Annotated in this window: 22 protein-coding genes; 2 read left to right on the forward strand and 20 right to left on the reverse strand. The window is 53.1% G+C overall.

Annotated elements, in window-relative coordinates; translation table 11 throughout:
* Window positions 1-49: 49 nt before the first annotated feature.
* Window positions 50-1,384, forward strand: a complete 1,335-nt coding sequence (locus HU175_RS13705) for an ammonium transporter (RefSeq protein ID WP_176567135.1) — start codon at window positions 50-52, stop codon at window positions 1,382-1,384.
* A 227-nt stretch (window positions 1,385-1,611) separates the two neighbouring features.
* Here HU175_RS13705 and mtaB read toward each other — a convergent pair whose 3' ends face one another.
* From mtaB to HU175_RS13730, 5 genes are all read right to left on the reverse strand, one after another.
* Window positions 1,612-2,952 carry a tRNA (N(6)-L-threonylcarbamoyladenosine(37)-C(2))-methylthiotransferase MtaB gene (gene mtaB, locus HU175_RS13710; RefSeq protein ID WP_176567136.1) on the reverse strand — a complete coding sequence of 447 codons (1,341 nt, stop codon included), beginning with the start codon at window positions 2,950-2,952 and terminating at the stop codon, window positions 1,612-1,614.
* A 127-nt stretch (window positions 2,953-3,079) separates the two neighbouring features.
* Window positions 3,080-4,288: a glycosyltransferase family 4 protein gene (locus tag HU175_RS13715; RefSeq protein ID WP_176567137.1), complete on the reverse strand. Its 1,209-nt coding sequence runs from the start codon at window positions 4,286-4,288 to the stop codon at window positions 3,080-3,082.
* 180 nt (window positions 4,289-4,468) lie between these two features.
* Window positions 4,469-5,227 carry a glycosyltransferase family 2 protein gene (locus HU175_RS13720; protein WP_176567138.1) on the reverse strand — a complete coding sequence of 253 codons (759 nt, stop codon included), beginning with the start codon at window positions 5,225-5,227 and terminating at the stop codon, window positions 4,469-4,471.
* The gene (locus HU175_RS13725) at window positions 5,224-5,799 is read right to left on the reverse strand and encodes a WcaF family extracellular polysaccharide biosynthesis acetyltransferase (protein ID WP_176567139.1); all 576 of its coding nucleotides are present in this window, start codon (window positions 5,797-5,799) and stop codon (window positions 5,224-5,226) included. The genes HU175_RS13720 and HU175_RS13725 overlap by 4 nt, the downstream gene beginning before the upstream one ends.
* Window positions 5,792-6,763 (reverse strand): glycosyltransferase family 2 protein, encoded by a 972-nt coding sequence (locus tag HU175_RS13730; protein ID WP_176567140.1) that lies wholly within the window; start codon window positions 6,761-6,763, stop codon window positions 5,792-5,794. Before HU175_RS13730 ends, HU175_RS13725 begins: the two co-directional genes overlap by 8 nt.
* 135 nt (window positions 6,764-6,898) lie before the next feature.
* Between HU175_RS13730 and HU175_RS13735 the strand changes: the two genes are divergently transcribed.
* Window positions 6,899-8,881, forward strand: coding sequence for a sialate O-acetylesterase (locus HU175_RS13735; RefSeq protein WP_176567141.1), 1,983 nt, complete (start codon window positions 6,899-6,901; stop codon window positions 8,879-8,881).
* 26 nt (window positions 8,882-8,907) lie between these two features.
* Here HU175_RS13735 and HU175_RS13740 read toward each other — a convergent pair whose 3' ends face one another.
* The 15 genes from HU175_RS13740 to HU175_RS13810 all read right to left on the reverse strand — a co-directional run bounded on the left by HU175_RS13740 (window position 8,908) and on the right by HU175_RS13810 (window position 25,898).
* The gene (locus tag HU175_RS13740; RefSeq protein WP_176567142.1) at window positions 8,908-10,062 is read right to left on the reverse strand and encodes a glycosyltransferase; all 1,155 of its coding nucleotides are present in this window, start codon (window positions 10,060-10,062) and stop codon (window positions 8,908-8,910) included.
* Window positions 10,063-10,082: 20 nt separating this feature from the next.
* Window positions 10,083-11,279 carry a glycosyltransferase family 1 protein gene (locus HU175_RS13745; protein ID WP_176567143.1) on the reverse strand — a complete coding sequence of 399 codons (1,197 nt, stop codon included), beginning with the start codon at window positions 11,277-11,279 and terminating at the stop codon, window positions 10,083-10,085.
* A 23-nt stretch (window positions 11,280-11,302) separates the two neighbouring features.
* On the reverse strand, window positions 11,303-12,673 hold the full coding sequence (locus HU175_RS13750) for an O-antigen ligase family protein (protein ID WP_176567144.1): 1,371 nt from the start codon (window positions 12,671-12,673) through the stop codon (window positions 11,303-11,305).
* Window positions 12,674-12,713: 40 nt separating this feature from the next.
* The gene (locus HU175_RS13755; RefSeq protein ID WP_176567145.1) at window positions 12,714-13,619 is read right to left on the reverse strand and encodes a glycosyltransferase family 2 protein; all 906 of its coding nucleotides are present in this window, start codon (window positions 13,617-13,619) and stop codon (window positions 12,714-12,716) included.
* Window positions 13,620-13,623: 4 nt separating this feature from the next.
* On the reverse strand, window positions 13,624-14,733 hold the full coding sequence (locus tag HU175_RS13760; protein WP_176567146.1) for a glycosyltransferase family 4 protein: 1,110 nt from the start codon (window positions 14,731-14,733) through the stop codon (window positions 13,624-13,626).
* Between the two features lie 93 nt (window positions 14,734-14,826).
* A complete protein-coding gene (locus HU175_RS13765) occupies window positions 14,827-15,861 on the reverse strand; it encodes a hypothetical protein (RefSeq protein WP_176567147.1) in 1,035 nt (344 codons plus the stop codon).
* Window positions 15,862-15,877: 16 nt separating this feature from the next.
* On the reverse strand, window positions 15,878-16,924 hold the full coding sequence (locus HU175_RS13770; protein ID WP_228724157.1) for a glycosyltransferase: 1,047 nt from the start codon (window positions 16,922-16,924) through the stop codon (window positions 15,878-15,880).
* Window positions 16,908-17,735, reverse strand: a complete 828-nt coding sequence (locus HU175_RS13775) for a DUF5672 family protein (protein ID WP_176567148.1) — start codon at window positions 17,733-17,735, stop codon at window positions 16,908-16,910. Before HU175_RS13775 ends, HU175_RS13770 begins: the two co-directional genes overlap by 17 nt.
* Before the next feature lie 2 nt (window positions 17,736-17,737).
* Window positions 17,738-18,778 carry a glycosyltransferase family 9 protein gene (locus HU175_RS13780; RefSeq protein WP_176567149.1) on the reverse strand — a complete coding sequence of 347 codons (1,041 nt, stop codon included), beginning with the start codon at window positions 18,776-18,778 and terminating at the stop codon, window positions 17,738-17,740.
* A gap of 2 nt (window positions 18,779-18,780) precedes the next feature.
* A complete protein-coding gene (locus HU175_RS13785; RefSeq protein WP_176567150.1) occupies window positions 18,781-19,791 on the reverse strand; it encodes a glycosyl transferase in 1,011 nt (336 codons plus the stop codon).
* Between the two features lie 46 nt (window positions 19,792-19,837).
* The gene (locus HU175_RS13790; RefSeq protein WP_228724158.1) at window positions 19,838-20,983 is read right to left on the reverse strand and encodes an acyltransferase family protein; all 1,146 of its coding nucleotides are present in this window, start codon (window positions 20,981-20,983) and stop codon (window positions 19,838-19,840) included.
* Window positions 20,983-22,197, reverse strand: coding sequence for a glycosyltransferase family 4 protein (locus HU175_RS13795; RefSeq protein ID WP_176567151.1), 1,215 nt, complete (start codon window positions 22,195-22,197; stop codon window positions 20,983-20,985). Before HU175_RS13795 ends, HU175_RS13790 begins: the two co-directional genes overlap by 1 nt.
* Window positions 22,198-22,329: 132 nt before the next feature.
* Entirely contained in the window at window positions 22,330-22,986 is a 657-nt protein-coding gene (locus HU175_RS13800; RefSeq protein WP_176567152.1) for an acetyltransferase, read from the reverse strand.
* A 110-nt stretch (window positions 22,987-23,096) separates the two neighbouring features.
* The gene (locus HU175_RS13805; protein ID WP_176567153.1) at window positions 23,097-23,795 is read right to left on the reverse strand and encodes a WbqC family protein; all 699 of its coding nucleotides are present in this window, start codon (window positions 23,793-23,795) and stop codon (window positions 23,097-23,099) included.
* Window positions 23,796-23,834: 39 nt separating this feature from the next.
* Window positions 23,835-25,898: a glycosyltransferase family 39 protein gene (locus HU175_RS13810; protein ID WP_176567154.1), complete on the reverse strand. Its 2,064-nt coding sequence runs from the start codon at window positions 25,896-25,898 to the stop codon at window positions 23,835-23,837.
* Between the last annotated feature and the right edge of the window lie 12 nt (window positions 25,899-25,910).

Raw genomic sequence — 25,910 nt, forward strand, 5'->3', positions numbered from 1 at the left:
TTTACAACCTAGTTTTTAATAATCAGTACAACAAAAAACCTCAATTATTATGCAAAAGCCTACGTACATTCCATTAGCCATACTACTGATTATCAGCGTGGCTGCTGTGTTGATGCCTGCCGTTCCGACGCAGATTGTGACGGAAGGAATTAACTCGGGTGATACCGCCTGGATGCTCGTTGCTACGGCGCTCGTGCTGCTGATGACACCAGGTCTGGCGTATTTCTATGGTGGTATGGTGAATAACAAAAACGTTATCTCGACCATGCTGCAAAGCTTCATTGCCATGGGCGTAATCAGCGTTCTCTGGGTAGTTGTTGGTTTCAGCCTGGCGTTCGGTACGTCGATTGGTGGTTTCATCGGCAACCCAATGGACCACTTCATGTTTAAAGGTGTGCTCGACGGCAAACCCTGGTCGCTGGCGGCTACCATTCCCCTGGTCGTTTTCGCTTTCTTCCAGTTAAAGTTTGCGGTGATCACTCCGGCGCTGGTAACTGGTTCGATGGCCGAACGGATCAATTTCCGCTCGTACGTTCTGTTTATGATCCTGTTCAGCCTGTTCGTGTATGCACCACTGGCACACATGACCTGGCACCCAGAGGGTATTCTGTTTAAGTTAGGTGTGCTTGATTTTGCGGGTGGTACAGTTGTTCACATGTCGGCGGGCTGGGCCGCGCTGGCGGGTGCGCTGTATCTGAAACGTCGCCGGTCGCACCTCGAATCGAGCTACTTCCCACCTGCCAACATCCCATTCGTTCTGCTGGGTACGGGTCTGCTGTGGTTCGGCTGGTTTGGTTTCAACGCTGGCTCTGCTGTTGGCGCTACGCCACTGGCTGCATCAGCGTTCGCTACTACAAATACGGCCGCTGCGGCAGCGGGTCTGGCCTGGGTGCTGTTCGATGCAGCCCGTGGTAAGAAAGTGTCGGCACTTGGTTTCTGTATTGGTGCTGTTGTTGGTCTGGTTGCCATCACGCCCGCGGCTGGTTTCGTAACTGTGCCAACCTCCATCTTTGTGGGTACGGTTGCTGCTATGGTATCGAACTTTGTCGCTCACCTGCGTTCTAAATCAACGCTGGACGATACGCTGGACGTATTCCCCTGCCACGGTGTTGGCGGTATGGTTGGTATGGTGATGACGGGCGTATTCGCCAGCCACGGTGTTAACTCGGCTGTTGCTGAAGGTGGTGAAGGTCTGGCGTTTGGTCAGACAACACTATTCATCAATCACATGATCGCGCTGGTTGGTGTATCGGTGTTCGCCTTTGCTATGTCGTTCCTGATGCTGAAAATCACGGATCTGATCCTGCCCCTGCGCGTAACCGAAGAAGATGAACAGCAAGGTCTGGACGTTAGTCAGCACGACGAGTTCCTGATCGAAGCTTAATCCATAACAACAAAGCCACAGGCACCCTGTTCGGCACAAAAGCTTGGCAGTTTTACTGTGGTTTTGTTGTACTTACGGAGCCGCTCCTTCTGGGGGCGGTTTCCTTCTTTACACAGTATCATAACAAGGCCCGGTTCAACTCATTGAACCGGGCCTTGTTATACATGGGACAGCATTGGCCGCCGATGAAAGAATTATATAAGGGACGAAACGACAACGAGCCGCAACTAATGAACCAGAGCCGCTACAGCCTGCGGAGCTTCGGTGACGTTAACCAGCCCGTCAGCGTTAATATCTGTCAATTGAACCACCAATGTTTCGTTGATCAATAGCGGGTCGTACTTGGCCACTACGCGAACGTAATTTTCGGTGAAGCCCTGCATCATGCCGTTCTCTACATCTTCTTCGAACAGAACCGTTGCCTCACGGCTGAGCTGGGTTTCGTAAAAAGCCCGCCGTTTTTTGTCCGAAAGGATATGCAGCATCTTTGAGCGCTCCGCCCGGATGTGCCCCGGTACGACCGGGCGAATCGATACCGCCGTTGTATTCGGGCGCTCTGAATACGTAAAGACGTGCAGGTAGGAAATTGGCAGTTCGTTCAGGAACATGTACGTTTCCTTAAACTCGACCTCGGTCTCACCGGGATGCCCAACAATGACGTCGACGCCAATGCAGGCGTGGGGCATAAGTTCCTTGATTTTTGCCACCCGATCTGCATAAAGCTCCCGTTTGTAGCGTCGGCGCATCAGGCCGAGTACACGGTTACTGCCCGACTGGAGGGGAACGTGAAAATGCGGAACGAAGCGTTTCGACTGGGCTACAAACGCAATGATCTCATCGGTAAGCAGATTGGGTTCGATGCTGGAAATCCGGAACCGCTCAATGCCCTCGACTTCATCCAGGGCCTTCACCAGATCGAAAAAGGTCTCGTTACGTATGCCGTCAATCAAGCCAAAATCGCCAATGTTAACTCCTGTCAGCACGATTTCCTTGACCCCCCGCTCGGCGATCTCGCGGGCGGCCCGTATCACGTTTGCTACCGTATCCGATCGGCTTTTGCCCCGGGCCAGCGGAATAGTGCAGTAGGCGCAAGGGTAATCGCACCCATCCTGTACTTTCAAAAAAGTCCGTGTCCGGTCGTTGAGCGAGTACGATGCGTGGTAGTCGATAGCGTGTTCGATGGGTGAGTTGAAAATCTGGGCGTTCTGACCGCTCTGTACCTTCTCAAACGTCGGCATCAGCTCCACCAGCCGGAATTTCTCGGCCGCACCCAGTACGGCATCTACCCCCGGAATTTCGGAAATTTCTTTGGGCTTGAGCTGTGCGTAACAGCCCAGGATGGCCACGTAGCCATCGGGGTTTATTTTCTGCGCTTCCCGAACGATCTTCCGGCATTTCTTGTCGGCGTTGTCGGTTACAGAGCAGGTGTTGATGATAAAGATATCGGGCTGCTGATTGAATTCTACCCGCTCATATCCCTGCTGCTCCATCATACGGGCGAGGGTCGAGGTTTCGGAAAAATTCAGCTTGCAGCCGAGTGTATAGAAAGCAACTTTTTTCACGGTCATTGTCGTATCCCGTAAAATTACAAAAAATCAGCCGGTTGGGTTCCGTTACGCGTTCTTCCCCTCGCCCTAATCAATGAAAAAGCCCGTCGGATTAACCGGCGGGCTAAGACTTAAAGGGATGTGTAGACTACAGATAATCAACGATCCGGCGGCCCGAGATACCATTCTGGAGTTCCCGGCGCAGGATAGCCCGACGACGACGCGGATGAGTCGTCAGGTACATGATCCGCATCTTGAGGCCAAAACTGGTGAGCATGTAAAGCCCAAACAAAGCCGCCAGAATGAACAGAGACTGCGTGTTGGTGATGTTTCGGTGAAGCATAAAAAACAGCACCGTGTTGAACAGCGAAATGCCGCACAGTACAAGCGTGGTCTGAATGTGCGACAGGCCGTTATCCAGCAGAATATGGTGCATGTGGTTCCGGTCGGCCGAGAACGGTGAACGACCTGAAAGGATCCGCACCAGAAACACCCGCAGCGTATCGAAAATCGGGATAATCAGGATGACAATGGCAATGATCGGCGCGTTGAAAAAAGCCGTTGGTTCGTACCGAAACGATACGTTCAAATTGACGAAGCGAACCGCAAAGAACGCCAGTAGAAAGCCCAGAATCAGCGAGCCGGTATTACCCATGAAGATTTTGCTGGTGTTCGAAAAGTTGAACCGCAGAAAGCCGATCAGGGCCCCCGACACTGTGAACGCCAGGCTAGCCATGGCGAAGTGATTGGTGAGCAGGAACCAGCCGCCAAACGTAACGCTGGCAATCATCGCAATACCACCCGCCAGTCCGTCAATGCCATCGATCAGGTTGAGCGCATTGGTCAGGGCGATAAAAATAAAACAGGTCAGGATAATACTAAAAAAGGGTGGGATATGATGAAACCCCAGAATACCATAGAGATAGTCAACGCGCAGATCGCCGAAGAAAATCAGGATCAGCGCGGCCATGACCTGGAAAAGGATTTTCTTGTTAGGGTCGATACCCACCAGGTCATCTTTGATACCGATAAAAAACAGGATGGTCATACCCGCTACCGACAGCGTCGTGCGGTACACATCCGTCTGATCGATACTCGGCCATAAAAAATAGGCAATCAGAATACCCGCGTAAATCGCAATGCCGCCGAAAGTGGGGGTTGGGGTGGTATGCGCTCGACGTTCGCCGGGCTTTTCCATCAGCGATTTCAACTCGGAAATTTTAATGATGACCGGAATCGAAATAACGGCAACGAAGCAGGCTACCAGAAAGGAAAGAATACACTGGTAAAGCCCCAGCGTAAAAAGTTCGTCATCGAATTTGTGCTGCAGAAAAGCAACGAGTAAGTCTAAATTCATAAGGTGGCAGTTTTGTAGCTCATATACCGTGCCGGCCCTCCCGCGTTGGGCTGCCAAAGAGTCGGTCTAGTGAGATGGCTATAGTGACGAGCACACAGGTGTAAAAGTCAACGGTTTACTACTGTTTGCAAACAGAATTTGATTATACGGTACTGATTCCCGGTGACCAACCAATTCTGCTTAGGGTCGTGGTTTCGTGACAAACTGGCCCAGCTTCCGCATTGGTTTTAGCCAGAGGGTAAAAAAATAAGGTTTTAGTCCGTTCATTTCCCAGGCAAGCCGGTCCTCATTATTGGCCCGTAGCCGGTTTTTGAGCGTACTATTGCTGATGCCACCGGCCCGCATCACGATGGTGATCTCGTTCATGTAAGCCAGCTTGGCTTTGTGCTTATGCACGAAACGTAACATCAGCTCATAATCGGCGGCACTCTTCATATCGAGCCGGAACAAACCGTATTTTTCGTACAGCGAGCGCCTGGCAAAAAACGTCGGATGTCCCGGCATCCAGCCCCAGAGGAAGTTGCTTCCGGTGTACTCACCCGAGCGCCAGTACCGTTTTATCAGCTGTGGATCGATCCGGTCGACGTACAGCAGATCGCCGTAAACGGCGTCGCTTCCCGTCCGCTCAAACGTAGCCACCATGTTCTCAATCACCCGCTCATGCCGGTAAAAATCGTCGGCGTTCAGAATACCAACAACATCACCGGTAGCCATACCAATGCCCTTGTTCATGGCATCATATAAACCCTTGTCCGGTTCCGAAATAAACTTGGCAATTTTGGTGCCATACGAGCGAACGATGTCAACGGTTCCGTCCGTTGAGTTACCATCCACGACAATGTACTCAATGTTCGGGTAGGTCTGCGTCAGGATCGACTCGATGCAGCCGCGGATATGTTCGGCGCCGTTGTAAACGACAGTAATGATAGATACCTTCATGGGTTAATGTGACGTTGCCGGACGAAGACAGCGGGGTTGCCCTGGTAGATACCATAGGCCTCCAATGGACGGGTGGCGACCGAGTTAACGGCCAGTACCGAATGGGAATGGCAGGTTACGCCCGCACACACCACGGCTTTAGCTCCGATCCAGACGCCATCGTCCAGTGTAATAGGCCGGGTTGTCAGGTCGAAGGTGGGCTGCCGATAGTCGTGGTTGCCCGTCAGGATCAGGGCACCCTGCGATAGACAGACGTTACTACCAATCACTACGTCGCTCAGGTTATCGATCCAGACCTGCTCGCCAATCCAGACGTGATCGCCCGTTTTAAGCAGCCAGGGATATTTGATATTGACGCCCGGTTTGATAATTACCTCCTGCCCCAGTTTAGCACCAAACAAACGTAGCACCCACCGTTTCAGGGAAACCGGAATAGGCAGGTACGTATTGATGATGAGTGAATTGACCAAAAACCACAGCACAATCTTCCAGCGCGGCCCCGGCTTGTACCAATCGATGTTATAGCGCGAAAAATCTGCTTTTCCTTCCTGAGCGACGGGCATACTACTCATTGATGGATACGTTCACGGATTTACTGTCACCAGCACCGGGCGAAGCTGGTCTGAGGTTTTTGCCATACTGCTGCTGGAAATACTGAATGAGTGCTTCCTTGTCCCGGCCCGCGTGGAAATAGGCTTCGAACAATTTGGCGTCGACGAGAAAACGATACCAGAGCCCCTGCAGGAAGTGCCACATCAGGCCCGGCCGCCCATCCAGAAAGCCCAGCCGGATAATGTACCGGTACGCAAAGTACAGAATCGGGCGCGTGAAGAGGGGCAACGACGCGTATTTCATTTTAAGATAGCGCGTCCGCTGATCCTGAGGCCCAAACAGATTCGGCTCAACCCGCTCGACGTTGTCGAAATTGTATTTGATATTAAGCAGGTCAATGACTTCCCGAATGGCGTAGAGGTTGTGCTTCTGCGTCCACCAGGTCAGGTTGTTCAGGTTATGGTCGACCAGGTCGTGCTCGAACTGAATGGTTTTGGCGGGCTGCCCGTTGAATTCCGACAGTTTAATGTGCTCGTCCATCCAGAGTTCTTCGCACTGTCCCTGCCCACGACGCCATAACCGCATCAGCCAGATCGGGTAGTAAGCCCCGTGCCGCATCCATCGGTCGAAAAACATGACCCGCCGTTTAACGTGAATACCCGCTACGTCGGTGGGGAGCGTTGCCAGCTTCTGGTTGATTTCGTTGGCCAGCTCGGGCAGGACGTATTCATCGGCGTCCATGCGCATGAGCCAGGTTGTCTGAAAGGGTGTATTGGCGATGCCGAAGTTGAATTGCGTCGCGTAGTTTACCCAGGGATTCTGGACAACGACGGCGCCCATGGAGCGGGCAATATCGACGGTTCGGTCGGTGGAATACGAATCAACAATAAATATCCTGTCCGTAAAGAGTTGTAAACTCGTAAGGCACCGGGCAATGTGTTTTTCTTCGTTGAATGTCAGAATAATAACCGATACGTCGGCCATAGATTCGGGAGCAAAATCTGCAAAAAAGACCTGATTAGCAGTTGTTTTAATAGGTTTGGAGCTCTATGTTTGACAACTGTACCGAGTCAGATAATTACTACAATATTATAACTTTTTTTATACGGGAAAAAGAATATGCATAGACTTTACTGGACGCTTATCCTGTTTATGACTCATGTGTGGGCCCTGGGGCAGGTTTCATTTACCCAGTTACCTCAGGATTTACAGCTCTATCCCCGCAACGCCAGCAATCAGGCCAATGTTGGTATTAGCGGTACCGTAACGGCTACCGGTTACAATAAAGTTAACGTTCAGGTGCGTCGGGAAGGGATACTTGTTCAAACGCTTAGCCAGTCATTATCTACGGCGGCCAGCCTAACTTTTCAACTGACCGCAACTATCAAAGCCGAACCTGCTGAGTACTCATTTCACGTATTTCTGTTCAAGGGTACCGATTCGACCTTGATTGCGACCCGGCAGCGGGTTGTATGCGGAGATGTGTACCTTATTCACGGGCAGTCAAACGCGCTGGCACAGGCCGGTATAGATCAGTATTATGGTGTTGGCTTTGACGACAAATACCTTCGAAACTGCACGTACGTATTTAATACCGATCCACGGACAACCATGCGCTGGTATGCCGCGAAAGACCCGTATAGCAGTGTAGGTGGGTTTGGCTTAACTCTCCAGCGACTGATTCTCCAGACCTATGGCATCCCCACGCTGATGCTGAACGGGGCCATCGGCGGGACGGGCATGCTGGCTCTATCGGCCCGGGACCCCAGTAATCACGCGAATCTGAGTACGTATTACGGCATGTTACTATACCGAGCACAGTGGGCAGGAGTTGCTAACCAGGTAAAAGCAATTATCTGGAAGCAGGGTGAGAATGAAGCCGGCAGTGGCCCCGAAGGGTACGACACCAAATTTGATGTATTCTACAGGCAGTTGCGCGAAGACTATGGCGATACGTTTCGCCTGTATGTGGGGCAGCTTGATCTGATGAAGAATGGGGAGCCGGGGGCAGCCGCGCTGCGCGATTTCCAGCGCCGAACCAAATACCTGTACAAGAATGTCGAAACGATTGCCACTGTTGGCACAAGGGGCTACGACGGCATCCACTACGACGCGCTGGGACACCAGCAAATGGCCTATGAGCAGTTCCGGCAGATTGCCCGCGATTTCTACGGAGCGACCGATACGTTGCAGATCAATTCGCCCGAACCCAAAAAAGTGTTCTATAACACCCGCCGGGACTCGGTCACGCTGGCGTTCGACGAGGCCATGCAGATGGTCTGGCGCGATACGGCTTACTATAGCTTTGCTACGGGGCAGCTGATGGGCCAGCGTTTTCTGAAAGATATGTTCTATCTGGACAAACAGGCAGGCTGGGTGACTGGTGCGCAGGTGAAGCAGAACCGGGTGGTTCTGAGTTTGAAAGAACCCGCCGGCGCCAAAACGATACGATATATGCCGCCTTACTTCGCCGACTCCCAATCAAGTTTTTATAACGGCCCAACGCTGAAGAACAGCCGGGATATGCGAGCGTTTACGTTCGACAGCGTTGCTATTGCCGACGCTATTCCAGCCGTAACGACGCTGGCCGCCCGACCCCTGACCGACAGGCAGATCCAGCTGGTCTGGCAAAGCCCGGCGGGAGCGATGGTACAGGTGCTCGAACGGGCCGACGGAACGGGGGATTTTCGGCAGATTACCAGCCTGAACAGCATGGCCGCCAGCTATGTAGATAATGCATTGCCTGACCTTATGAATACCTATTCCTACCGAATCAAGGCCGTCAGCGCCGTGTCGGAGTCGGCGTACAGCAATGTTGTCAGCGCCAAACTGCTGGTACTGGCAACTGAGCCAACGGCCTCCCTTGTCCGCCTGTATCCAAACCCGCTCGGTGCCGACCAGGTGTTACGTATCGAGGGCGATCAGCAGACGTTTATCGGCCTGAACGTATATGATCTGCTCGGCCGGGAGGTAAAAAGCTGGCGTGGTAAAGCCGCGAATCAACTGTCATTGCCGATGATGGGCGTAACAACAGGGTTATACATCGCTGATATACAAACCGCTGAGGGGCAGCTCGTACGGCAAAAGTTATTGGTTCGCTAAGCTGGATGCCAAACCGGCCCAACGTATTATGCTTCTGGCTTTACAACCAATTCGTAAGCATCCAGCAGACGCTTGGCTACGATATCAATGTCATACTGATTTCGCAGCAGATTGGTAGCGTTCTGGCTCATCTGGTGGCGAAGGGCATCATTGCTCAGCGTTTTTTCCAGCCCGGCCCGAACACTCTCGGGTGTCAAGTCGACCAATTCTCCGGCTTTGTGCTCGCGAATGGCTTCGCCAAAACCAACCCGGTCTGAGACGAGGCAGGGAGCGCCAGACGCCATAGCTTCGAGCACTGCCATCGAAAAACCTTCGGAATAGGAGGGCAGCGTAAACAGATCAGCGTCGGCCAGGGCTGCTTTCTTATCGTCGCCCGTCAGGAGACCCACCACCCGGATCGAGTCGCCCAGATTTTGCTGCTCGATAAAAGCCCGCGTAGCGGCTTCGTACCCATCATCCGAACCGGCCAGAATCAGGACGGTATCCGGGTGGTCTTTCACGTAATCGCGGAAAGCGGGTAAGAGCAGATCGAGCCCCTTTTTGATGTTGAGCCGACTCATGAAGAGCACCAGCTTTTTGTCGGCGGGGATGTTGAACTTCTGGCGGAAGGTGCCTTTGGGCGGCAAGTTAACGAAGTCGCTCATCTTGACCCCGTTGGGAATGATTACTACGTTTGGATGCTGGTAACCCAGGTAACGCATCAGGTCCTCGCGTTCGTCGGTATTGTTGATCTGCACCAGACTCGCCCGACGCAGATAAGCCTTCTGGGCAAGCCTGTCGATGAGTGATTTCTTCCAGTTGTTGTTATTGTACGCCCAGCGGTCGAGCACGCCGTGAATGGTAATCGCTTTGGCCACCCGGTTGTCCAGCATAAACGGCGCCAACGTACCAAAATGCCAGAGACCATGACAATGAATGATGTCGTATTCGTGGATATGTTGCTTCAGGTACTGATACAATTCCCCCGATACCTCCCGGAAAAAGCGGCTGATAACAGGGGTGCGTTTGCAAAGAATCAAGCGGGCTCCTTCGGGAACGGGGTAAGGCGTTTCGCCGGGTGAGTACGGACTCAGGATATCGACCTGATGACCGTAGCGGAGGGCAACCTGCGTATGATCGAAGATGATTTTCGGCGGACCGCCTGCCTGCCAGGTATAGGCACAGATATCAAGAATGCGCATAGATGCCGCGAAATAACCAGTTAGGAAGTGATTTTCATAAAACCCGCCAGCATTTCCCCCGCCACGGCGGCTGGTGAGTAGTGAGCGATACGCTCTTTAGCGGCCCGACTCAGCTTCGCTACGTCAACCTGGCCGTCCATGAACTGCCGCAGGTGATACGTCAACTGGTCGGGTTGAGCGGGGTCAAAAACAAAGCCGGTTTTACCGTTGTCGACCAGATCAGCTACACAGCCGCAACGGTCCGATACGATAACGGGCAGGCCGCAGGCCATGGCCTCGTTGACAACCAATCCCCAGGGCTCTGACGTACTGGGCAGTACCAGTACATTGCTCAACGCCAGCAGCTCGGGTACGCGAAACCAAGGCTGACCGGGCAGAAACGTAACGGCTTTCGTCAGGTCAAGAGCATCCCGCTGGGCGGTCAGACTCGCCAGTTCTTCGCCTTCTCCCAGAATCAGTAGACCCCAGTCCGAGGACTGGCTGCTCTGCTGCCGGGCGTCAGCAAAGGACTGCAACAGGGTGGGCAGGTTCTTGAACCCAATCAGCCGACCAACAAAAATGAAATTATTAGGGCGTAAACCCAATTGTTGCTGACGTATCTGCCGGGTTGCCAGAGCCTGCTGGTAATTATCGGCCAAAACGTCGTTATCAACTGCATTTTTCCGGAGCAGAATCTTGCGCTCGGGAACGCCCAACTGGAGCAGGTAATTGGCCGACTGGCTGCCGAAGCAGAAAAAGCCATCGCACTGACTGAACACCCATTGCTTAAAGCGTTCTTTCAGGCCCCGGCGCTGGTGATCGGCGGCTGTGCTTTCGATCTGCATCACTACCCGAACGCCATTGAGTTTAGCCCAGAGCAGCAGCAGAATTTGAGCCGGATCGTAATAGCCCGTCAGATTGATCACATCGGGTCGAAACGCTTTAGCCTGCCGTAGAAGCGCCGTTGCCCGTTCGCGGACGGTAGTGTCTTCCAGGAACCGGTCGAAGAGTAAGGTGTAATTATACTGGTAAACTGGCGTTTCCTGATCGGCTTGTTTTTCCAGGCCTGCCCTGGACCGTTCATTACGGGCAATCTGCAGGACGTTTAACTCCACACCCGGCCCGGCGAATCCACGCCGGGCTTGGCTGGGCCGGGTATCGACCAGATGTTGCAGGGCCTGGAAAACTGTGGCCTTGTAGTGCGCCCACAATAAGTTATGAACAATAAGAATACGCATAAACGAAACCGGGACGATACCGTCTAGGCCGGTTTGGGAACAACGGTAAATTCTTCGTCGACGACGGGCTGGGCGTAGTCGGAGAGCTGGGCTGGGAACAAATGCTCAACACCCAGAAAGCGCGTCATCAAGGCCAGTGGAAACCAGAACGAGATCTCGTACGGTCGACCATTGGTAAAGATCTGAACGAGTATCAGCATGAAAAAATACGCCAGGAACACGCTGAGTGGGTTCGGATTATAACTCATAATCCGAACGGCGTGATACAGGCAAAGCAGGTTAACCCCGCCAAACAGAATGAAACCGATAATTCCCTGGTTAGTAAGCGCTTCCAGCACCGGAACGTCTAGGTACAGAAACTTATACCCAAAACCCAGGATGAGCATGTGTATATGCCCCACCAGTACGTTCGAGAAGAAGGTAGCACTGACCGACCGGTTGGCAGCCGAGGCATCCAGGGTAGCCGTGTAGGCAGCTCCCTGGGCTTTCAGCCCCAGCAGCGCATACACGTTCTCCAGGTTACGTTCCATAAAGTTCAGTACGTAGCCGTACAGAATACCATACGCGTCGTAATAGCGTCGCAGCAAAAAGATAAAGGCGACAAAGCCAAGTGCCATAACCGCAATGGGTATTGGTTTGACCAATCCCCGAACCGTTGCCCGGATCTGAGCGGGCCGTACGTTGAAGTACATAAAGAACAAAATGGCAATAATCAGCGCTACAATGGCCGACCGGGTTTGGGTCAGCACCAAAATTGCCAGATTGACCACCCCCGCAAACAGGGCAAACAGTTTCAGGAGAACCGGCGTCTGGGCGCGAAGCAGCCAGATCGCACAGGCAATAAGCCCCATGAACGCGTTGCGGGAGAAAACGTGCGGGTTACCGCCCGAGTCGTCGTCGCCCAGCGTAATCGTCGCCCGCTGACCAACGGCCCAGTTGGGGTTCGTGATCAGCGAGTAGATCAGCCCCATATTGGACACCAGCGTAAACAGCACAATGACGGGAATAAAAACCCGAACGACGTCATTCGGAATATTGACCAGCAGGAAAAAGAAAATCAGCGCATAAGCGTAGTAAATCATGTCCTTTCCCGTATCCTGAAAGCCAGGAACCCCATTGAATAGGAACATGTACATAATGGAGAGCGTAATAAAGCCGATTCCCATCCAGAACATGGTTTCGTTAGGGCGGTAAAGCCGACGCAGAAACGTAAAGGGAATCATTAGTACCAGGCCGCCCGCCAGGGCAATCGCCGTAAACGCGGTACTGCCGGGAGCTAGTTTCAGAGCATCCCGGAAAAAGAAAATCAGCGGATACCCGTCGACAAGAATACAGATGCCTACCACTATTCTGGCCAGGTCGAGCGTCTGTACAATATTTATCAGTCTGTTCATGAATGCTTATGCTAGGCAGGTTTTACAAACCTGCTACGTACTACGATGGATTCGCCGATCGGCGACGGAGCTGCAGTCGGTGACGTACGTAGCCAAAGTTACCCTGTAAAACGAACGTAAACAACTTCCGCAGGCGGCAGTACCGCAGCCAGAAGGATTCGCTCAGCCGCGACCGGAGGTAAGGCCGGTATTTATTTTTTACCTGCTCGTGCTCCTGTAAACCCACTGTTTTAGCAATCGTGGATGATTTAGCGTCGGGCTGCACCCGAAACCCGCCCCAGAATCCGTCGATATGCTGAAACCGCATCCCTGGCTGAACCCCAAGCCGGGCAATAATTTCGTAATCGATTACGAACCGCAGATTTTCGTCCAGTAACCCAAACTCATCCAGCCGATTTCGTTTGATAAACAGTGCCTGGTTGAATACCTGCATCCCTTCGTACACTTGGCATTCCGCGCAGAAATCTGGCGCCCGCAGCTCTTCCAGAATAACGTCCTCTTCGTCGGTAATGTACATATCGCCGAAAAAAACGTCGATCTCCGGCGATTTTTGCCAGGCCCGGGCCACGCGGTGCAGCGCATCGGGGGCGAAAACATCGTCTGAGTTCTGAAACGCTACGTAGTCGCCCGTAGCCATGCGGAAACCTTTATTGATGGCATCGGTCTGACCCCGGTCTTTTTCACTGACCCAGCCCGCCAGGTACGGTTCGTACTTTTTGATGATTTCCAGCGTACCATCCGTCGAACCACCGTCGATGATCAAATATTCCAGATTCGGGTACTGCTGATTCAGGACGCTCAGGATCGTGCGTTCCAGGTAGTGCGCCTGATTGTACGACGGCGTAACGATCGTAAGCTTAGGGTACGACGTTGTCGTAGCTGACGAAGACTGCGACTGGTAGGGGCGGGTCACGAACGAACGTAACGATTCTGTCGATGTTGCCATACCGTTATCGGAGCGATTGGTAAACATCCAGCGTCTGCCGGGCGGTTTTATCACACGAGAAAGCCTGCAGCCGTACGTTGCCTTTCTGACGTAGTAAATCCCGTAAGGCTTCGTCCGTCACGACGCGCTCGATGGCATCGGCAACCGAATCGTCATCGTCAGGATCAAAATACAGGGCCGCATCCTGGCCTACTTCGGGTAGCGAGGTTCGGTTGCTTAAGACAACCGGGCAGTTGCCACTGAATGCTTCCAGCACCGGAATACCGAAGCCTTCGTTCAGCGACGGAAAAACAAAGGCTATTGCGTGCTGATAAAGACCCATCAGGCTGGCATCGGTAATCGGGCGGAAATGCGTCCGGTCGCTCAGACCGGCCTGGTGGAAAGTTGCCTGCTCGGCCGGAGTGAAGGTGCCGCCACCGGCGCAGATGAGGTGCAGATCCGGGTGACGATTCATTACCGGCTGAATAGCGCGGTAAAACCCGCTGAAATTCTTGTATAACTCCCGTTTGCCTACAAAGAGCAGGTACGGGAAATCAACGGGCTTCGGCTGCTGTACCGACCGTATGGCGGGTTCACTGAACTCGGTGCCGAGGTAGACGGTCCTGATCTTAGCCGGGTCGACGTTAAAATAACGGACCAGCTCCTCGCTGGTAAATTCGGAGATCGAAATAATGGCGTCGGCGCGGTCAAGCAGTTGCTGCTTCACGGCAGTCAGCCCCTCGCCCAGCTCTGGAAACTGGTCTTTGTACCGCTCACTGGCCGCGTCGTAGAACGTCAGTACGAACGGTTTTTTACCGATCGAATCCAGAAAATAACGGTGGTAATACGTTGGGTGGAAAACGTCAAAATTGCCGGCTTTGATCTGCCGGAGACTATTGATGCGGTTCAAAGCCGATGCTGCCTGGTTAACCCGTTTGTTTTGCGCAAACCGCCGGTAACGGATGTGGTTGCTGAACGACGCCCGGTTGAGGTAATCGTTGTTGGACAGCAGCAGTGATAGATCAAATTCAACGTCCGGAATGTGCGTAAAAGAACGCATCAGGTCGTAAAAGTACCGGGATACCCCCCCGTACATGCCTCCCGTGAAGCATTGATGGTCGAAAAGGACTTTCATAAAAAGAAACCCAGGATTGGGTTCGGGCAATTGCCGGTAAGGCATTAAGCCGCAAAAGTACCACTTTATTGGACAACTCTTCCGGACGTGTGGTTAACGTAACACGGGTAAAGGCAGCCGGTCGATAAAATCTAAAATTGTTCGTAACGACTCAACGGTCGTCTTCCGCCAGCCTCGCAGCACGACCGGCGATACTTGCCGCCCGTAGGCCGCTGGTGTTTCCGGCAGGGTATAGTCCTGAGCCGCCACGAACCGCTTGTATTCGTTCAGGAAGGCCACAACGTAGGGACGCTCGCTCAGGTGCACCCGATTCTGATTCGGGAAAAAGCCCTCGTCCATGTTGAACAGCCCTTTGAAACTGGCAAAGCAGATGGGCTCGGTGTGCGTACTTCCCGTGCCAGTTACCAACCACTCGCTACCGGCCTGGCGGATAATTCGATCGGGTAAATTCCAGAGGGCCAGGTGCCAGCTGGGGGATTTAACCACGTTGACACCCGCGAAAAAGACGGGTACGTGCATCAGCCAGAGTTGATCGGTACATAGTCCCTCGCAGTAATTGATATAGGCCCGCTGCTGCGTCCGGTCCTGCCACCAGTTCAGAAACCGGCTGGTCTCGGCCGAACGTCGAAACGCCAGAAAATCGGAACTGTACAGGCCAATGTTCTGAAAGAATTTCTCGTCGGGCCAGGCAGGCTGGTCATCGGGAAGCAGATCAGGTTGCTTGCGGGTAATGTGGGGGGTCAGCAGGATATTGGCATCCGCCAGTGCCGCCTGGATGGATGCTGCAGAACTATAGAAACGTATGTTAGGGTCAGCGTATATCAGCGTCTGGGCAGACGGATACCGCCGAAATGCTTCCTGAATAAAACGAGGTTTACAGGCAGCCGCAAACTCAACGGGGGTGTACATACCCGACAGCGTGCGTAGCTCGGCCTTCGTCAGGATGTCGGAAACCGGCAGAATTGGGTAAGGAGACGTGAAACCAGCGGGTAATTGAGTATGGTCGTCAACCAGCCCAATCACTACCGTGGGCAGAAGGCCATCGGGCTGAGCGGCATGCTGGATAAAACTGTCGCCCAATGTGAATGCCTGGGGCAACTGACGGATAGTACAGATCGTTAGTAACACGCTGAAGAAGACTTACTCATTCAAAAAGATCACCGAAAGCGGCCAGGTACGGAGCGTACCAGTTTGCGGCTGCTTCGGCGTATCGGTTATAATTGCCGTGGCTCAGCCCTGTTAGGACAGGAACAAGCCGCGCCAAGCGATTCTGGGGCAGACAACTTCGCATCGTAAAATGCCCCAGTCGGCGACGGAGCTGCAGCAGACCCGGTGCATTGCGGGCAACACGGGACGACAGTAACTGGTAAATCATATCGAGCTGGTCTTTCTTCTTCTGGAGGGGAGCCAGCTTTTTAGATCGATCCCGCCCAAACCGGTCCCGGACCCGAACCTGTGCCTGCGGGGGTTGCTCTTGGACACCTACCTGCTGCTGGGTATGGGTTCGGTACAGCTGTAGCGGACTATCGACAAACGCAATGGTGTTGTCGGTGGCGCCTACCAGCGCCAGCCAGCCGTCGTAAATATAGCCGGGAATAGCTTCGGGAATGGGTAGAACCGTTTGCAGAAAACTGCGACGTAACACCGACGCACAACCCATAACCCGGTTGCCATCCAGCATAACTTCCATAATTTCACCGTCGTTCCAGCGCTGACGGACGTCGGCGTCGAAATTTACGCATTCCCAGAACCGGATCTGACGGCCCTTCAGGTCGTCGTCCGTTACCCAGGCGTCGCAGAAAGCCAGCTGAAGATGCGGACGCTCGGTCATGTAGGCCGTCATGGTGCTGATTTTTTCCGGGAACCAGTAGTCATCCTGATCACAGATAAAAATCAGATCGCCGGTGCATTCCGACAGGGCGCGTTCAAAGTTTTTATTGTACCCCAGCTGGACTGGATTTTCGAGGATACGCACCGGAAAGGGGGCGTCGGCGGCAAGCTGCCGAAGCAGGGCTGGAGTACCATCCGTGGAGCGGTCGTCGCAGATAACGACTTCGTCCGGATATTGATGTTGGTCGAGTAGACTCTGCCACTGCGTGGGTAAATACGTTTCCCCATTATAGGTACATAGGGCAATCGAGATCGTTGGTCGGACCGGTTCCGTCATCACTACATTAAATTTGGTAACCATACCGGGCGAAAATTGGTCGCCAGTACGCTGTACCATGAATATCCCAGGCATGGCAGCCAAAGGGAAGTTTTCCGTTATTGAAATGTTCAACAGCCCACTGCGGATAGAATTCGATGGCAAAATGAAGGGCTTTTCTGTAGGAAGGAATACGTAGATTAGGCCAATATCGATTTACTTCAATGCTCCAAAAAATGTCTTCGTTGTACTGATCCTGCTGAAACTGCTCATACTGAGCAAGTTTCTGATGATAACGGGGCAGGTACCGTAGCAGCGAGGAGACCCGCCGTAGCGATAAACCCCCGTTGCCCACGCTGTTGAGACTAATGATTTCGCGTGGAGTTACGCCATCTGCCTTTTTGAGGCCGGCCAGAGTTGCCACTTTCTTTTTCACGTTGAACCAAATTTCATCGGACCAACCCGTATAGTCGCGGTCCCGAAGCCAGGGCGCTCCAATGTAATCATAGCCCTGACGGCACCAGTCGGCCAGGTCATCCTGGAACACAAAGGCATCCAACTGGTGAATTAGCATGTACTCTACGTCCTGAAACGCCCGGTAAAACTCGTCTGATACCATTAACCGGTTGTAGGCCTGGATACTGGTAAAGTAACCGTCGTCAAAGGAGCGTACCTGCAAAGTTGGGCATATTTCCCGGTAATTGGAAATGTCAAGTGACCGGGGAGTTACTAAACAGATTGGGTAGTGCCCTAGTATCCGCTGGCATTGAGTCAGTGAAATGCGTTCGTAATCAGATAGTTGCTCTTTATATGCGGGGATAACAACGGCAACGCTGACCGGTGAGGCTGGCTTCATACTTATTCCGGCTGATCCAGGTGTTTCCGTACGGCATTCTCCACCCAGTCGTAGGGGAGGGTAGCGCAGGGCTGGTCAAAATTATTTAGGATTGTAACGCCTTCGCCCCGTTTATAACGACCGGAGTAGGGCATGTAATCGACAAAATCAAAAAGTTTTCCCAGTAGCAGAATGCCCTCGGTGTTACCAGCATTGGCCATGTGGGCCGGTCCACTATCGATACCAATAAACAACCGGGCCCGACGAATCACTTCGGCTGTTTCCAAAAGGCTTAGTCTACCACACAAATTAACAAACCGGGGATCGTTGCTGGTAACCACCGGCTGAATCCCTACTTCGATGATCGGATTCGGGAACGTGGCCAGCATCCAGTTAACGAGCCGGTTCCAGTTATCGGCGGGCCAGTCGCGCATGATGTGGCTGGACTGGGTGTGAATCACGATTGGCTGGTCCGGTAGCTTCAGCGCATCGATCTGCTGTTTGACGCTGTCCGGAATGTACATCCGAGGCTGCTCGTCCAACGCCGGGAGTCCAGCGGCCTGCGAGAACATATACAGCAGATCCCCCCGATGGTAGTAATTGTCGAAGGTCAGATCGATCGCGTCGGCGGTAGGGTTGACGATGTCTTCGGGACAATATTTACATTTCCGGTGGGAGATGTGCATGTTGTACACCTTATCGTAAATACCCGACTGAATCAGCATCATGCGTTCGCTGGGGCATTTCTCGGTCAGATATCCGTCCAGATCAGGATGATATTTGACCAGTTCGACGTAGGCTTCCCGTACAACCCAGATGATGTGCGCATCGGGGTGCTGCCGACGAACTTCGCGCGCAACGGGCTCGCAGGCAATAATATCGCCCATCTGCTCCGAGAGAATAATAGCGACCAGCGGTTTCCCGCCCAACGAATTTTTCAGCCGACGAAGCTGGCGGTATTTGGCCGAGTAAGATCGGTATTTACCGACTATGTGCGTGTATTTGTAATAACGGTGTGTCCAGAGCGCCTGAAAACTAGACCCCTTTGGATGCGAGACGGCCATGTTTAACGGGATTCTAGTAAGGTAATGATGCGTTCAAACGGTATTTTAAGCGCTTTCCGGACCCGTTTGTATCGTAGCACGGCGGGGGGCTTGATGTACACACAGGGGTACTGACGGTATTTGTCGTTCTGGTGATGCATCAGCTGATTCCGGTACAAATCGAACAGGGGCCGGGTGTCTGGCCGATCGGCAAACGTATACCGAGTCTGGTATTTCGAAATTTCGTCGGGTTTGTAGGGATTGTAACCGCTGAAATGAAAGAACTGAAGCAGAAACTGACCCGTTTGCTGGCTCTGGTTCATCGGGCTGATAATCCAGTCGCCAGTCGCATTTTGGGCAATGCGACGCTCGTGCAGGTTCCAGTACGCTACGTTATACCCCAGGTGCTGATCGATCAGAACGTTATCGTAATATACCGGAGCAAAGTTAACCCAGTGCTGATCGACGAAAAGACCAGCGCACAGGTCGATCCGGCATTCGTACACCAGCCGGTCTTTCCACCAGTTCACAAAACTACGCGCGGTATCGTCGTTACGTAGTCCGATGAAACCCAGATTGAAGATGCCGGTATTCAGGTGATGCTGTTCGTTCGGGCGCTCCCAGTCGGGCGTGGGCGAACAGGTATGGGGGGTAAGTACCAGACTGTACTGGGTCAGCGCTTTATTCAGCTGCTCCAGCGGCTGGAAAACAATAATATCCGGATCGAAATAGATAACACTGCTGGCGTCCGGGTAATTTTCGTAAAGGTAGTCGATGTAAAAAGGCTTGACGGCGGTGTTGAGTTCGGTAATGTCATACCGATCGCACATGGCCGCAAAATCCGGGATATTGATCTTATCAACTTCCAGCATCGGAAAGTCGGGGACCAGGTTCGCGGGTAAGTTGGCTCCTTCGAGTTTGTCGACCAGACCAATGATATAGGTATAGTCCGGGTTTGTTACGCGTAGTGATTCACCCAGGGTTCGGGCCTGGGCAAGATAGTTGATGGAACAAATGGTAAACGCAATGGTCATGGATCAAAAAAGGAAAATGAAGGAATGCACGTCGTGCGTTACGGAATCACCCTTCATTTTTTCCTGCATCATACGAAAAATAACGTTTCAACTGATTAATGGGTTTCTCAAAGGCGTACCAGGATACCGACGCCAGCGCCAGCAGCACCACCAGACTAAACAGCCGATGGGACCAGTAATCTAACGTAATTGATACGCCCAGCCGATTGGTCAGTCGAAACAACAGGGGGACAATATACCCAGGAACAAGCATATGAAAGACATAAATGCCGTAACTGATTCGTCCAATATATTGTAGGCCGCTGTTATTCAGTATCTTGCCGCCAAGGCCCTGAACGCCCACGCTGGCCCTGGCTACCAGAAAAAGTGAGAGTACGGAGATCATCAGTCGCTGGAACAGAACTACCAGAATATGATCACCGGGCAGAAGCGACAGGCTAACAAAACCAACGAAAGCCAGCACTGAGCTGACCGATAATCGCTGGAGAAAACGAGGTAGGGCGTCTGTCTGCTCCGTAACCATATAAGCCCACAAAGCCCCCAACCCGAAGGCATCAAAGCTGGCGGGAGCCAGTACGCCGTCAAGCTGCCCCTGGCTATAGCCGTATCCCCGAAAGAGCACGCCAACGGCAACCATAGCGACAAGTACCCAGCGAAAATAAGCGCGGGGTGTCAGCAGAACGATCCAGGGCCAGACCAGATAAAGCTGCTCCTCGACGCCCAGCGTCCAGAAGGGGGACAGAACATCAGACCAGTTACCGGTTTGACTGAGCAGAATATTGTAACCGTAGAGGTAGTAATACAGCGGATGATCGTCAATATCCGATGCCTGCGGAATGAGCACCAAAACAGCGGTGATGACCAGATAGTACAGCGGAAAAATCCGCAACGCCCGTCGAACAAAGAAATTCCGGTACGTAATGCCCAGCGAGCCATTACCCGCGTTGATCTGGTTGCGATTGTTCAGCAGAATCCGCGTGATAAGAAAGCCGCTCAGTACAAAAAAGATCATGACGCCAATTGTACCATTGGGAAGCCGATTGATGCCCTCACCCGTCGGAAACCAGTGGTATATGATAACCAGCAGCACGGCAAACGTACGTAGCGCATCCAGCTGAGGCATGTGCCCGCGTAGTGGCTGCGTTGCCCGCAGAAGATCGGTGGCCGGTGGACTGGTACGTTGCGTAGCCATTAGGGAGTCAGTTGAGCAAATAACGAAAGAAGTGTATCGACACTCTGTCGGGCCGCGTGCCTTTCCCGGATTTTTGCGCCCAGCCGCTGACCCATAGCCTGGCGTTTCTGCGGCTGCTGCAGCAAATCCAGAATCTCGCTGCTCATGGTGTCCAGATCAAGGTACGGCACGACGGCCCCGCCATCAGATTCGACCAGCTCGGGCGAGCCACCGGCGTCGGCAAAACAGACGACAGGAACGCCACTCAGACCCGCTTCGAACACCACCAGGGGGTAGGGGTCTTCGCGGGAGCAAAGCACAAATACGTCGAACCGGCTCATGTACCGTAATACATCCGGTGTCGGAGAGATCAGGTGCACGCGACCCGCCAGACCGGCCTTCTGAACATCAAGTTCCAGATCGTCGCGTAATGTGCCGGCCGGAACACCAACCCACACAAAATGAATGGGTCGGGCCGCGCCAGGCTGGGCCGCACCAGGCTGGTCGGCTGATCGGCCAATTACCTGTCGGGCAATGGCGATGAACAGGTCGTTGCCTTTGCGCCATTCGGCGTTGCCGCAGCCGCCTACGATCAGGGCATCGTTGGGGAGGCCCAGTTCGGCGTAGATGTTCGGCTGCTGGCTTGCCAGACCGACCGCGCGTTCCATTGCGGGTGTATCGATCAGGGTAAAGCGGGTAATGCGGGCCGGATCAAAACCCCAGTGCTGTTCGTAATACCGGGCCGTTGTGTCTGATACTGCCAGCAGATGCGTGGTACGCTGCAGCAGGTACGTCAGGTCATCAGGACGGGTATAGATCCGAACGGACATAGCCAGTTCGTGCACAAACGTAACCACGGGAATATGCGCCGGAATGGCCAGTTCCCGAAACCAGCGGCTGCTGGTAACCGTGTTAACCAGCACCAGATCGACGGAATCCAGGTCGAGCTGTTGTTGGACAATTCGTTGCTGCTGAGCCGATTTTCGCTCGTTGAGCTGGTGCCAGAGCCCCAGTTTTCCCAATACCTTGTCGCCCACGGCGTTGGTAACGAAAGGGCTGGGCGTTGTCCAGATCGTGACGGGACATAACGCCCGATACTCGTCCAGCAGAGAACCACCTTCGCCAAGGAGCAGCCGCATCTGAACGCCTTCTTCTTTCAGTAGTCGCATCAGGTGCAGCAGGACCAACTGGGCACCCGCGCGATTTGCGTCGTTGCTAAGGAGTAGTAGGGTCATTAATGAAGGAGGAAAGGGAGGAAAGGGAGGAAAGGGAGGAGGGAGGAGGGAGGAAAGGGAGAATAGACGAGGAAGAATTGTATCAATTACTCTTCTCCTATCCCTTTCGTCCCTCTCCTCCTTCCTCCCTCTCTAATACGCTTTATAACTCGGGATGGAGCGTTTTTCGGCGGGGTTACCGACGTAGACGCCCCACGCTTCGGTTGATTTGGTAATGGCTGAAGCCATACCGACGAGGGTTCCCTCAGCGATGGTCAGGTAGTCGCGGATGGTGCTGTTAACGCCAAAGAAGCAGTAGGGTTCGATAACGCAGTGACCCGACATCACGACGTGCGACGTAAAGAACACATGGTCTTTGATCTGGCCGTGGTGACCAATGTGGTTACCGCTCCAGAGCACGACGTTGTTGCCAATCGTTGTGAACGGCTGAATGGTGTTATCTTCCAGAATAAAGCAGTTCTCGCCGATCTCGTTGTTGAACGTAGTAGCCTTGGAACTGACGTAGGAAATGAATGCGTAGCCCTTGGCTTTCGCTTCCAGGTAGATCCGTTCGCGGTTTTTGTTCATGCCCCGTCCGGTCATTGGCGCGAAGAACTTGTATTCCTGTGGGGGAAACAGCTCCTGAACGTCCTCAAACGCGACCAGTGGCAGGCCTTTGTAACCGGTTTTATCAGCTATGTATTCCTGGCTGACAGTAAATGCTACTACCTCGTGTTCCGAATCGTGGGTCAGGTAAAAATGCGCCAGTTCGGCGGTATCCATGATCCCAAAAATGATAACCTTTGCCATATATCAATGAGTGAATAAGTGAATGACCGGGCCACCGGTGCGGTGAATGAGTGAATGTTTGGTTTTGCCTCAGCAATTATTCACTCATTCACTCATTCGCCCATTCACAATTATATCAGTTCACAATGTGTTAAAAAGGCTTTCGTCGTTGGTACGTCGTTAAACATTAGAACGTCCAGGATTGAGAGCCAGGGAACGAATTCATTTTTGAACTGCGGGTACGCTACCCGCTGCGAACGGATGAAGTTCAGTTCGATACCCGCTTCGGAAAAAGTGGGTTTGTCGTACAGTTCCATGCCGCCAATCGGGTTCACGTAGCGTGTAGCGCCTTCCTGCTTACAGATGTCAAGAATACGGGCCTGCGCCTTTAACTCGGCATTGTCATAAACCGACGAGGAAGCTACCAGCCGGGTCGTAATCCCCAGGTATTGATTCAACTCAACCAGGCTGGCGTAAATGAGATCCGCGATAGAGTCGGTCGTAAAGTTGATGATTTTTTCGGTGATCGGCATGACGGCCCCGTACTGAGGAGCTTTCCGGTAGCCCTGCTCGATGGTTTTAAGCAGTTTACCGCGCCACTTTGGATCATCGGCCAGATGCACCTCGTTAATTCGTTTGTTCTGGCTGGCGTCCTTGAGCGGAAGCGTGAACAAGTGCTCCTGCCCGTTAATCAGCAGCTTATTACGGTTGATCCAGCCCCGGTTGATGAACGCTACGTCGTCGTAAAGCACGAACGTATCGGCGAGGTTCATCAGCTGCATGTAGCCGATGTACGGCAGAAAATAAGGCTGCATGATGGCGAGCGTCATAAGGAACTGAGTTAACAGGTCGACTGCTGACAGGCGGCCTTATTTTAATTCTCGTAAATAATAATCCTCACCGGGTACCACTACCTGCTGGCGCATGGTCGTATCGGTGCCCAATCGAATATCGCCGGGCTGTGGTTTGATTACGCTTTTTGCAAAGAACAGGTAATCGGCCTCTTTAGGAATGGGCTGAACGCCCTGCTCGAAGGGATTGATCGTAATCAACCGACGAGAGAGATTCGGTCCGTAAAGTGGGTATTCGTAATCGTCGTTTATCGTGCCCAGCGCTACGGTAGCGCTGTCGGGGACCAGTTCGTCGAAACGCTGGTAAGGAGCGTAAATATCAGGACGTCCTAGTGTCATTTGCTTGATCCGGGTCGAGTTGAACGCCGACGGATACGCTTTCCCGTCCGGATTCGTCCAGGCAAAAGGCAGCGCCCGGATGTTCAGGAAAATGCACATAATGGCCGAAAGGCAGCCCAATACTGTCACCAGCCCAACGTATCCTTTCCAGATGCTCCGTCCCGCAACATCGATCCGGGTACGAGGGGACAGGAAGAGAAGTGCCAGAAACAGAATGCCGAACAGGCCCGTTTCGATAAAATAGCGGCCTTTAAACGGGTCATACGGCGCGGAATAGGAGAGGGCCGCAAAGTGCAACAGAAAGGCTAAACCAATGAAAAGATGCGCGGTCGAGCGGGTAAAGCCGACTAATGTTAGTAACAAGAGTGGAAAGACCAGACCGAAGCCAAAAATACCCCAGTATGGATTCGCATTATAAAAATCGAATCGGCGATCGAAAGCAAAGGGCTGGATTGAGAAGTCGGTCTCTTCATCCAGCCGCATATGAAGTTTATTCTCCAACCAAACCAGCGGCTGTCGCATCTCGTGGTTAACCCGAACGCCCAGGGCCGTATTCCGGATCCCGTCGAGATTGACGTGGTCATACCCGTACCGTACCACATTCCGGCTTCCCTGTTCGAGCAAGTTACGCAGTGTCCCCGCCCGCTCCACCGACTGGTGTTTGAGGGCCGTTGGTGGGCCAATGGGGTGGCCAAACACGTCGATGTTTTTTAGATAACCCGTCGGCAGCGTCCACAAACAAACGCCGACCGCAATGCCCAGCGCCAGTCGCCAGGTTCGCTGAAACGTCGTAGCGATCGAGTCCGACAGGAACACGGTGTACACCATGATGACGAAGACCGAGGGAAGGAGGAGCGCGAATGTAATCTTGTGGCCAAATGCCAGCCCAAACGCCATACCTGCCATGTACAGATAGACGGATGCTTTCGTCTGCCGGTATGTAAACAGGAAATAAAGCAGCAGGCTCAGGTAAGCCGTCAGAACGATATCGGTTTCGGTCGTGACCGCCTGCATCAGGAAGTCGGGCAGCAGTGCGTAGGCCAGGGCCGCGAAGAAACTCGCCGACAACGAAGCGTTACCACGAATGAGCTGACCCAGCCGCTGAACAATGCCGAAAACGGCCACGATGGCTGTCCAGTAGCTGAGGTGATGAATAAACTTGAAACCATTTTCGAAATGGCCAGTCATCAGAAACCCGTAAATCTGGAGGTTACAGACGCTTTTGGGATACGTATCAATGTTCCAGTTCGTCCCCCCGAAGTGCCGCATACTGCCCCGCTGAATGTACTGCATGACCCGGTTCAGGTGCCCTGTCATACTGTCCCATTCATTAGGGACGGTAAAGAGCACCAACAGCAGATTTGTCACAGCCACGATGGCCAGCGTTCCGAACAGGGTCGCGAACAAAAATTTCAGGTAGGGTGATAAGGCGCTGAACCACTGACCAAACTGCTGCCGGCGATCAATGAGCAGGGAGCCTACGTTTAGCGGCTGTTCATTTGCCAACCGTTGCAGCGGCCAGGCAATAGCTGTAGCCGTCACGAAAACCGAGCCTGCCCAGGCCAGTGTGTTAGCCGTCAGGTAAAACGCAGACAAGATAAAACCGGTCAGAATGACGCTGGTGGTGCCCAGCAGAAACGTCAGCAGCAGCCACTCACTTACCGACGGGCGGCTGATCCGGGCTGCCAGCCGCGTGAGGTAATAGACAAAAAGAAAGAGAAGAACCAGATAAACAAACGTCATACAAAAACGCTG

The sequence above is a fragment of the Spirosoma sp. KUDC1026 genome (assembly GCF_013375035.1).
In the GTDB taxonomy this organism is placed as follows: Bacteria; Bacteroidota; Bacteroidia; order Cytophagales; family Spirosomataceae; genus Spirosoma.

Bases quoted from the DNA above. Each gene is read 5' to 3' on its own strand.
- HU175_RS13705 (WP_176567135.1), top strand. From the start codon at position 50: ATGCAAAAGCCTACGTACATTCCATTAGCCATACTACTGATTATCAGC.
- mtaB (WP_176567136.1), bottom strand. From the start codon at position 2,952: ATGACCGTGAAAAAAGTTGCTTTCTATACACTCGGCTGCAAGCTGAAT.
- HU175_RS13715 (WP_176567137.1), bottom strand. From the start codon at position 4,288: ATGAATTTAGACTTACTCGTTGCTTTTCTGCAGCACAAATTCGATGAC.
- HU175_RS13720 (WP_176567138.1), bottom strand. From the start codon at position 5,227: ATGAAGGTATCTATCATTACTGTCGTTTACAACGGCGCCGAACATATC.
- HU175_RS13725 (WP_176567139.1), bottom strand. From the start codon at position 5,799: ATGAGTAGTATGCCCGTCGCTCAGGAAGGAAAAGCAGATTTTTCGCGC.
- HU175_RS13730 (WP_176567140.1), bottom strand. From the start codon at position 6,763: ATGGCCGACGTATCGGTTATTATTCTGACATTCAACGAAGAAAAACAC.
- HU175_RS13735 (WP_176567141.1), top strand. From the start codon at position 6,899: ATGCATAGACTTTACTGGACGCTTATCCTGTTTATGACTCATGTGTGG.
- HU175_RS13740 (WP_176567142.1), bottom strand. From the start codon at position 10,062: ATGCGCATTCTTGATATCTGTGCCTATACCTGGCAGGCAGGCGGTCCG.
- HU175_RS13745 (WP_176567143.1), bottom strand. From the start codon at position 11,279: ATGCGTATTCTTATTGTTCATAACTTATTGTGGGCGCACTACAAGGCC.
- HU175_RS13750 (WP_176567144.1), bottom strand. From the start codon at position 12,673: ATGAACAGACTGATAAATATTGTACAGACGCTCGACCTGGCCAGAATA.
- HU175_RS13755 (WP_176567145.1), bottom strand. From the start codon at position 13,619: ATGGCAACATCGACAGAATCGTTACGTTCGTTCGTGACCCGCCCCTAC.
- HU175_RS13760 (WP_176567146.1), bottom strand. From the start codon at position 14,733: ATGAAAGTCCTTTTCGACCATCAATGCTTCACGGGAGGCATGTACGGG.
- HU175_RS13770 (WP_228724157.1), bottom strand. From the start codon at position 16,924: ATGGTTACCAAATTTAATGTAGTGATGACGGAACCGGTCCGACCAACG.
- HU175_RS13775 (WP_176567148.1), bottom strand. From the start codon at position 17,735: ATGAAGCCAGCCTCACCGGTCAGCGTTGCCGTTGTTATCCCCGCATAT.
- HU175_RS13780 (WP_176567149.1), bottom strand. From the start codon at position 18,778: ATGGCCGTCTCGCATCCAAAGGGGTCTAGTTTTCAGGCGCTCTGGACA.
- HU175_RS13785 (WP_176567150.1), bottom strand. From the start codon at position 19,791: ATGACCATTGCGTTTACCATTTGTTCCATCAACTATCTTGCCCAGGCC.
- HU175_RS13790 (WP_228724158.1), bottom strand. From the start codon at position 20,983: ATGGCTACGCAACGTACCAGTCCACCGGCCACCGATCTTCTGCGGGCA.
- HU175_RS13795 (WP_176567151.1), bottom strand. From the start codon at position 22,197: ATGACCCTACTACTCCTTAGCAACGACGCAAATCGCGCGGGTGCCCAG.
- HU175_RS13800 (WP_176567152.1), bottom strand. From the start codon at position 22,986: ATGGCAAAGGTTATCATTTTTGGGATCATGGATACCGCCGAACTGGCG.
- HU175_RS13805 (WP_176567153.1), bottom strand. From the start codon at position 23,795: ATGACGCTCGCCATCATGCAGCCTTATTTTCTGCCGTACATCGGCTAC.
- HU175_RS13810 (WP_176567154.1), bottom strand. From the start codon at position 25,898: ATGACGTTTGTTTATCTGGTTCTTCTCTTTCTTTTTGTCTATTACCTC.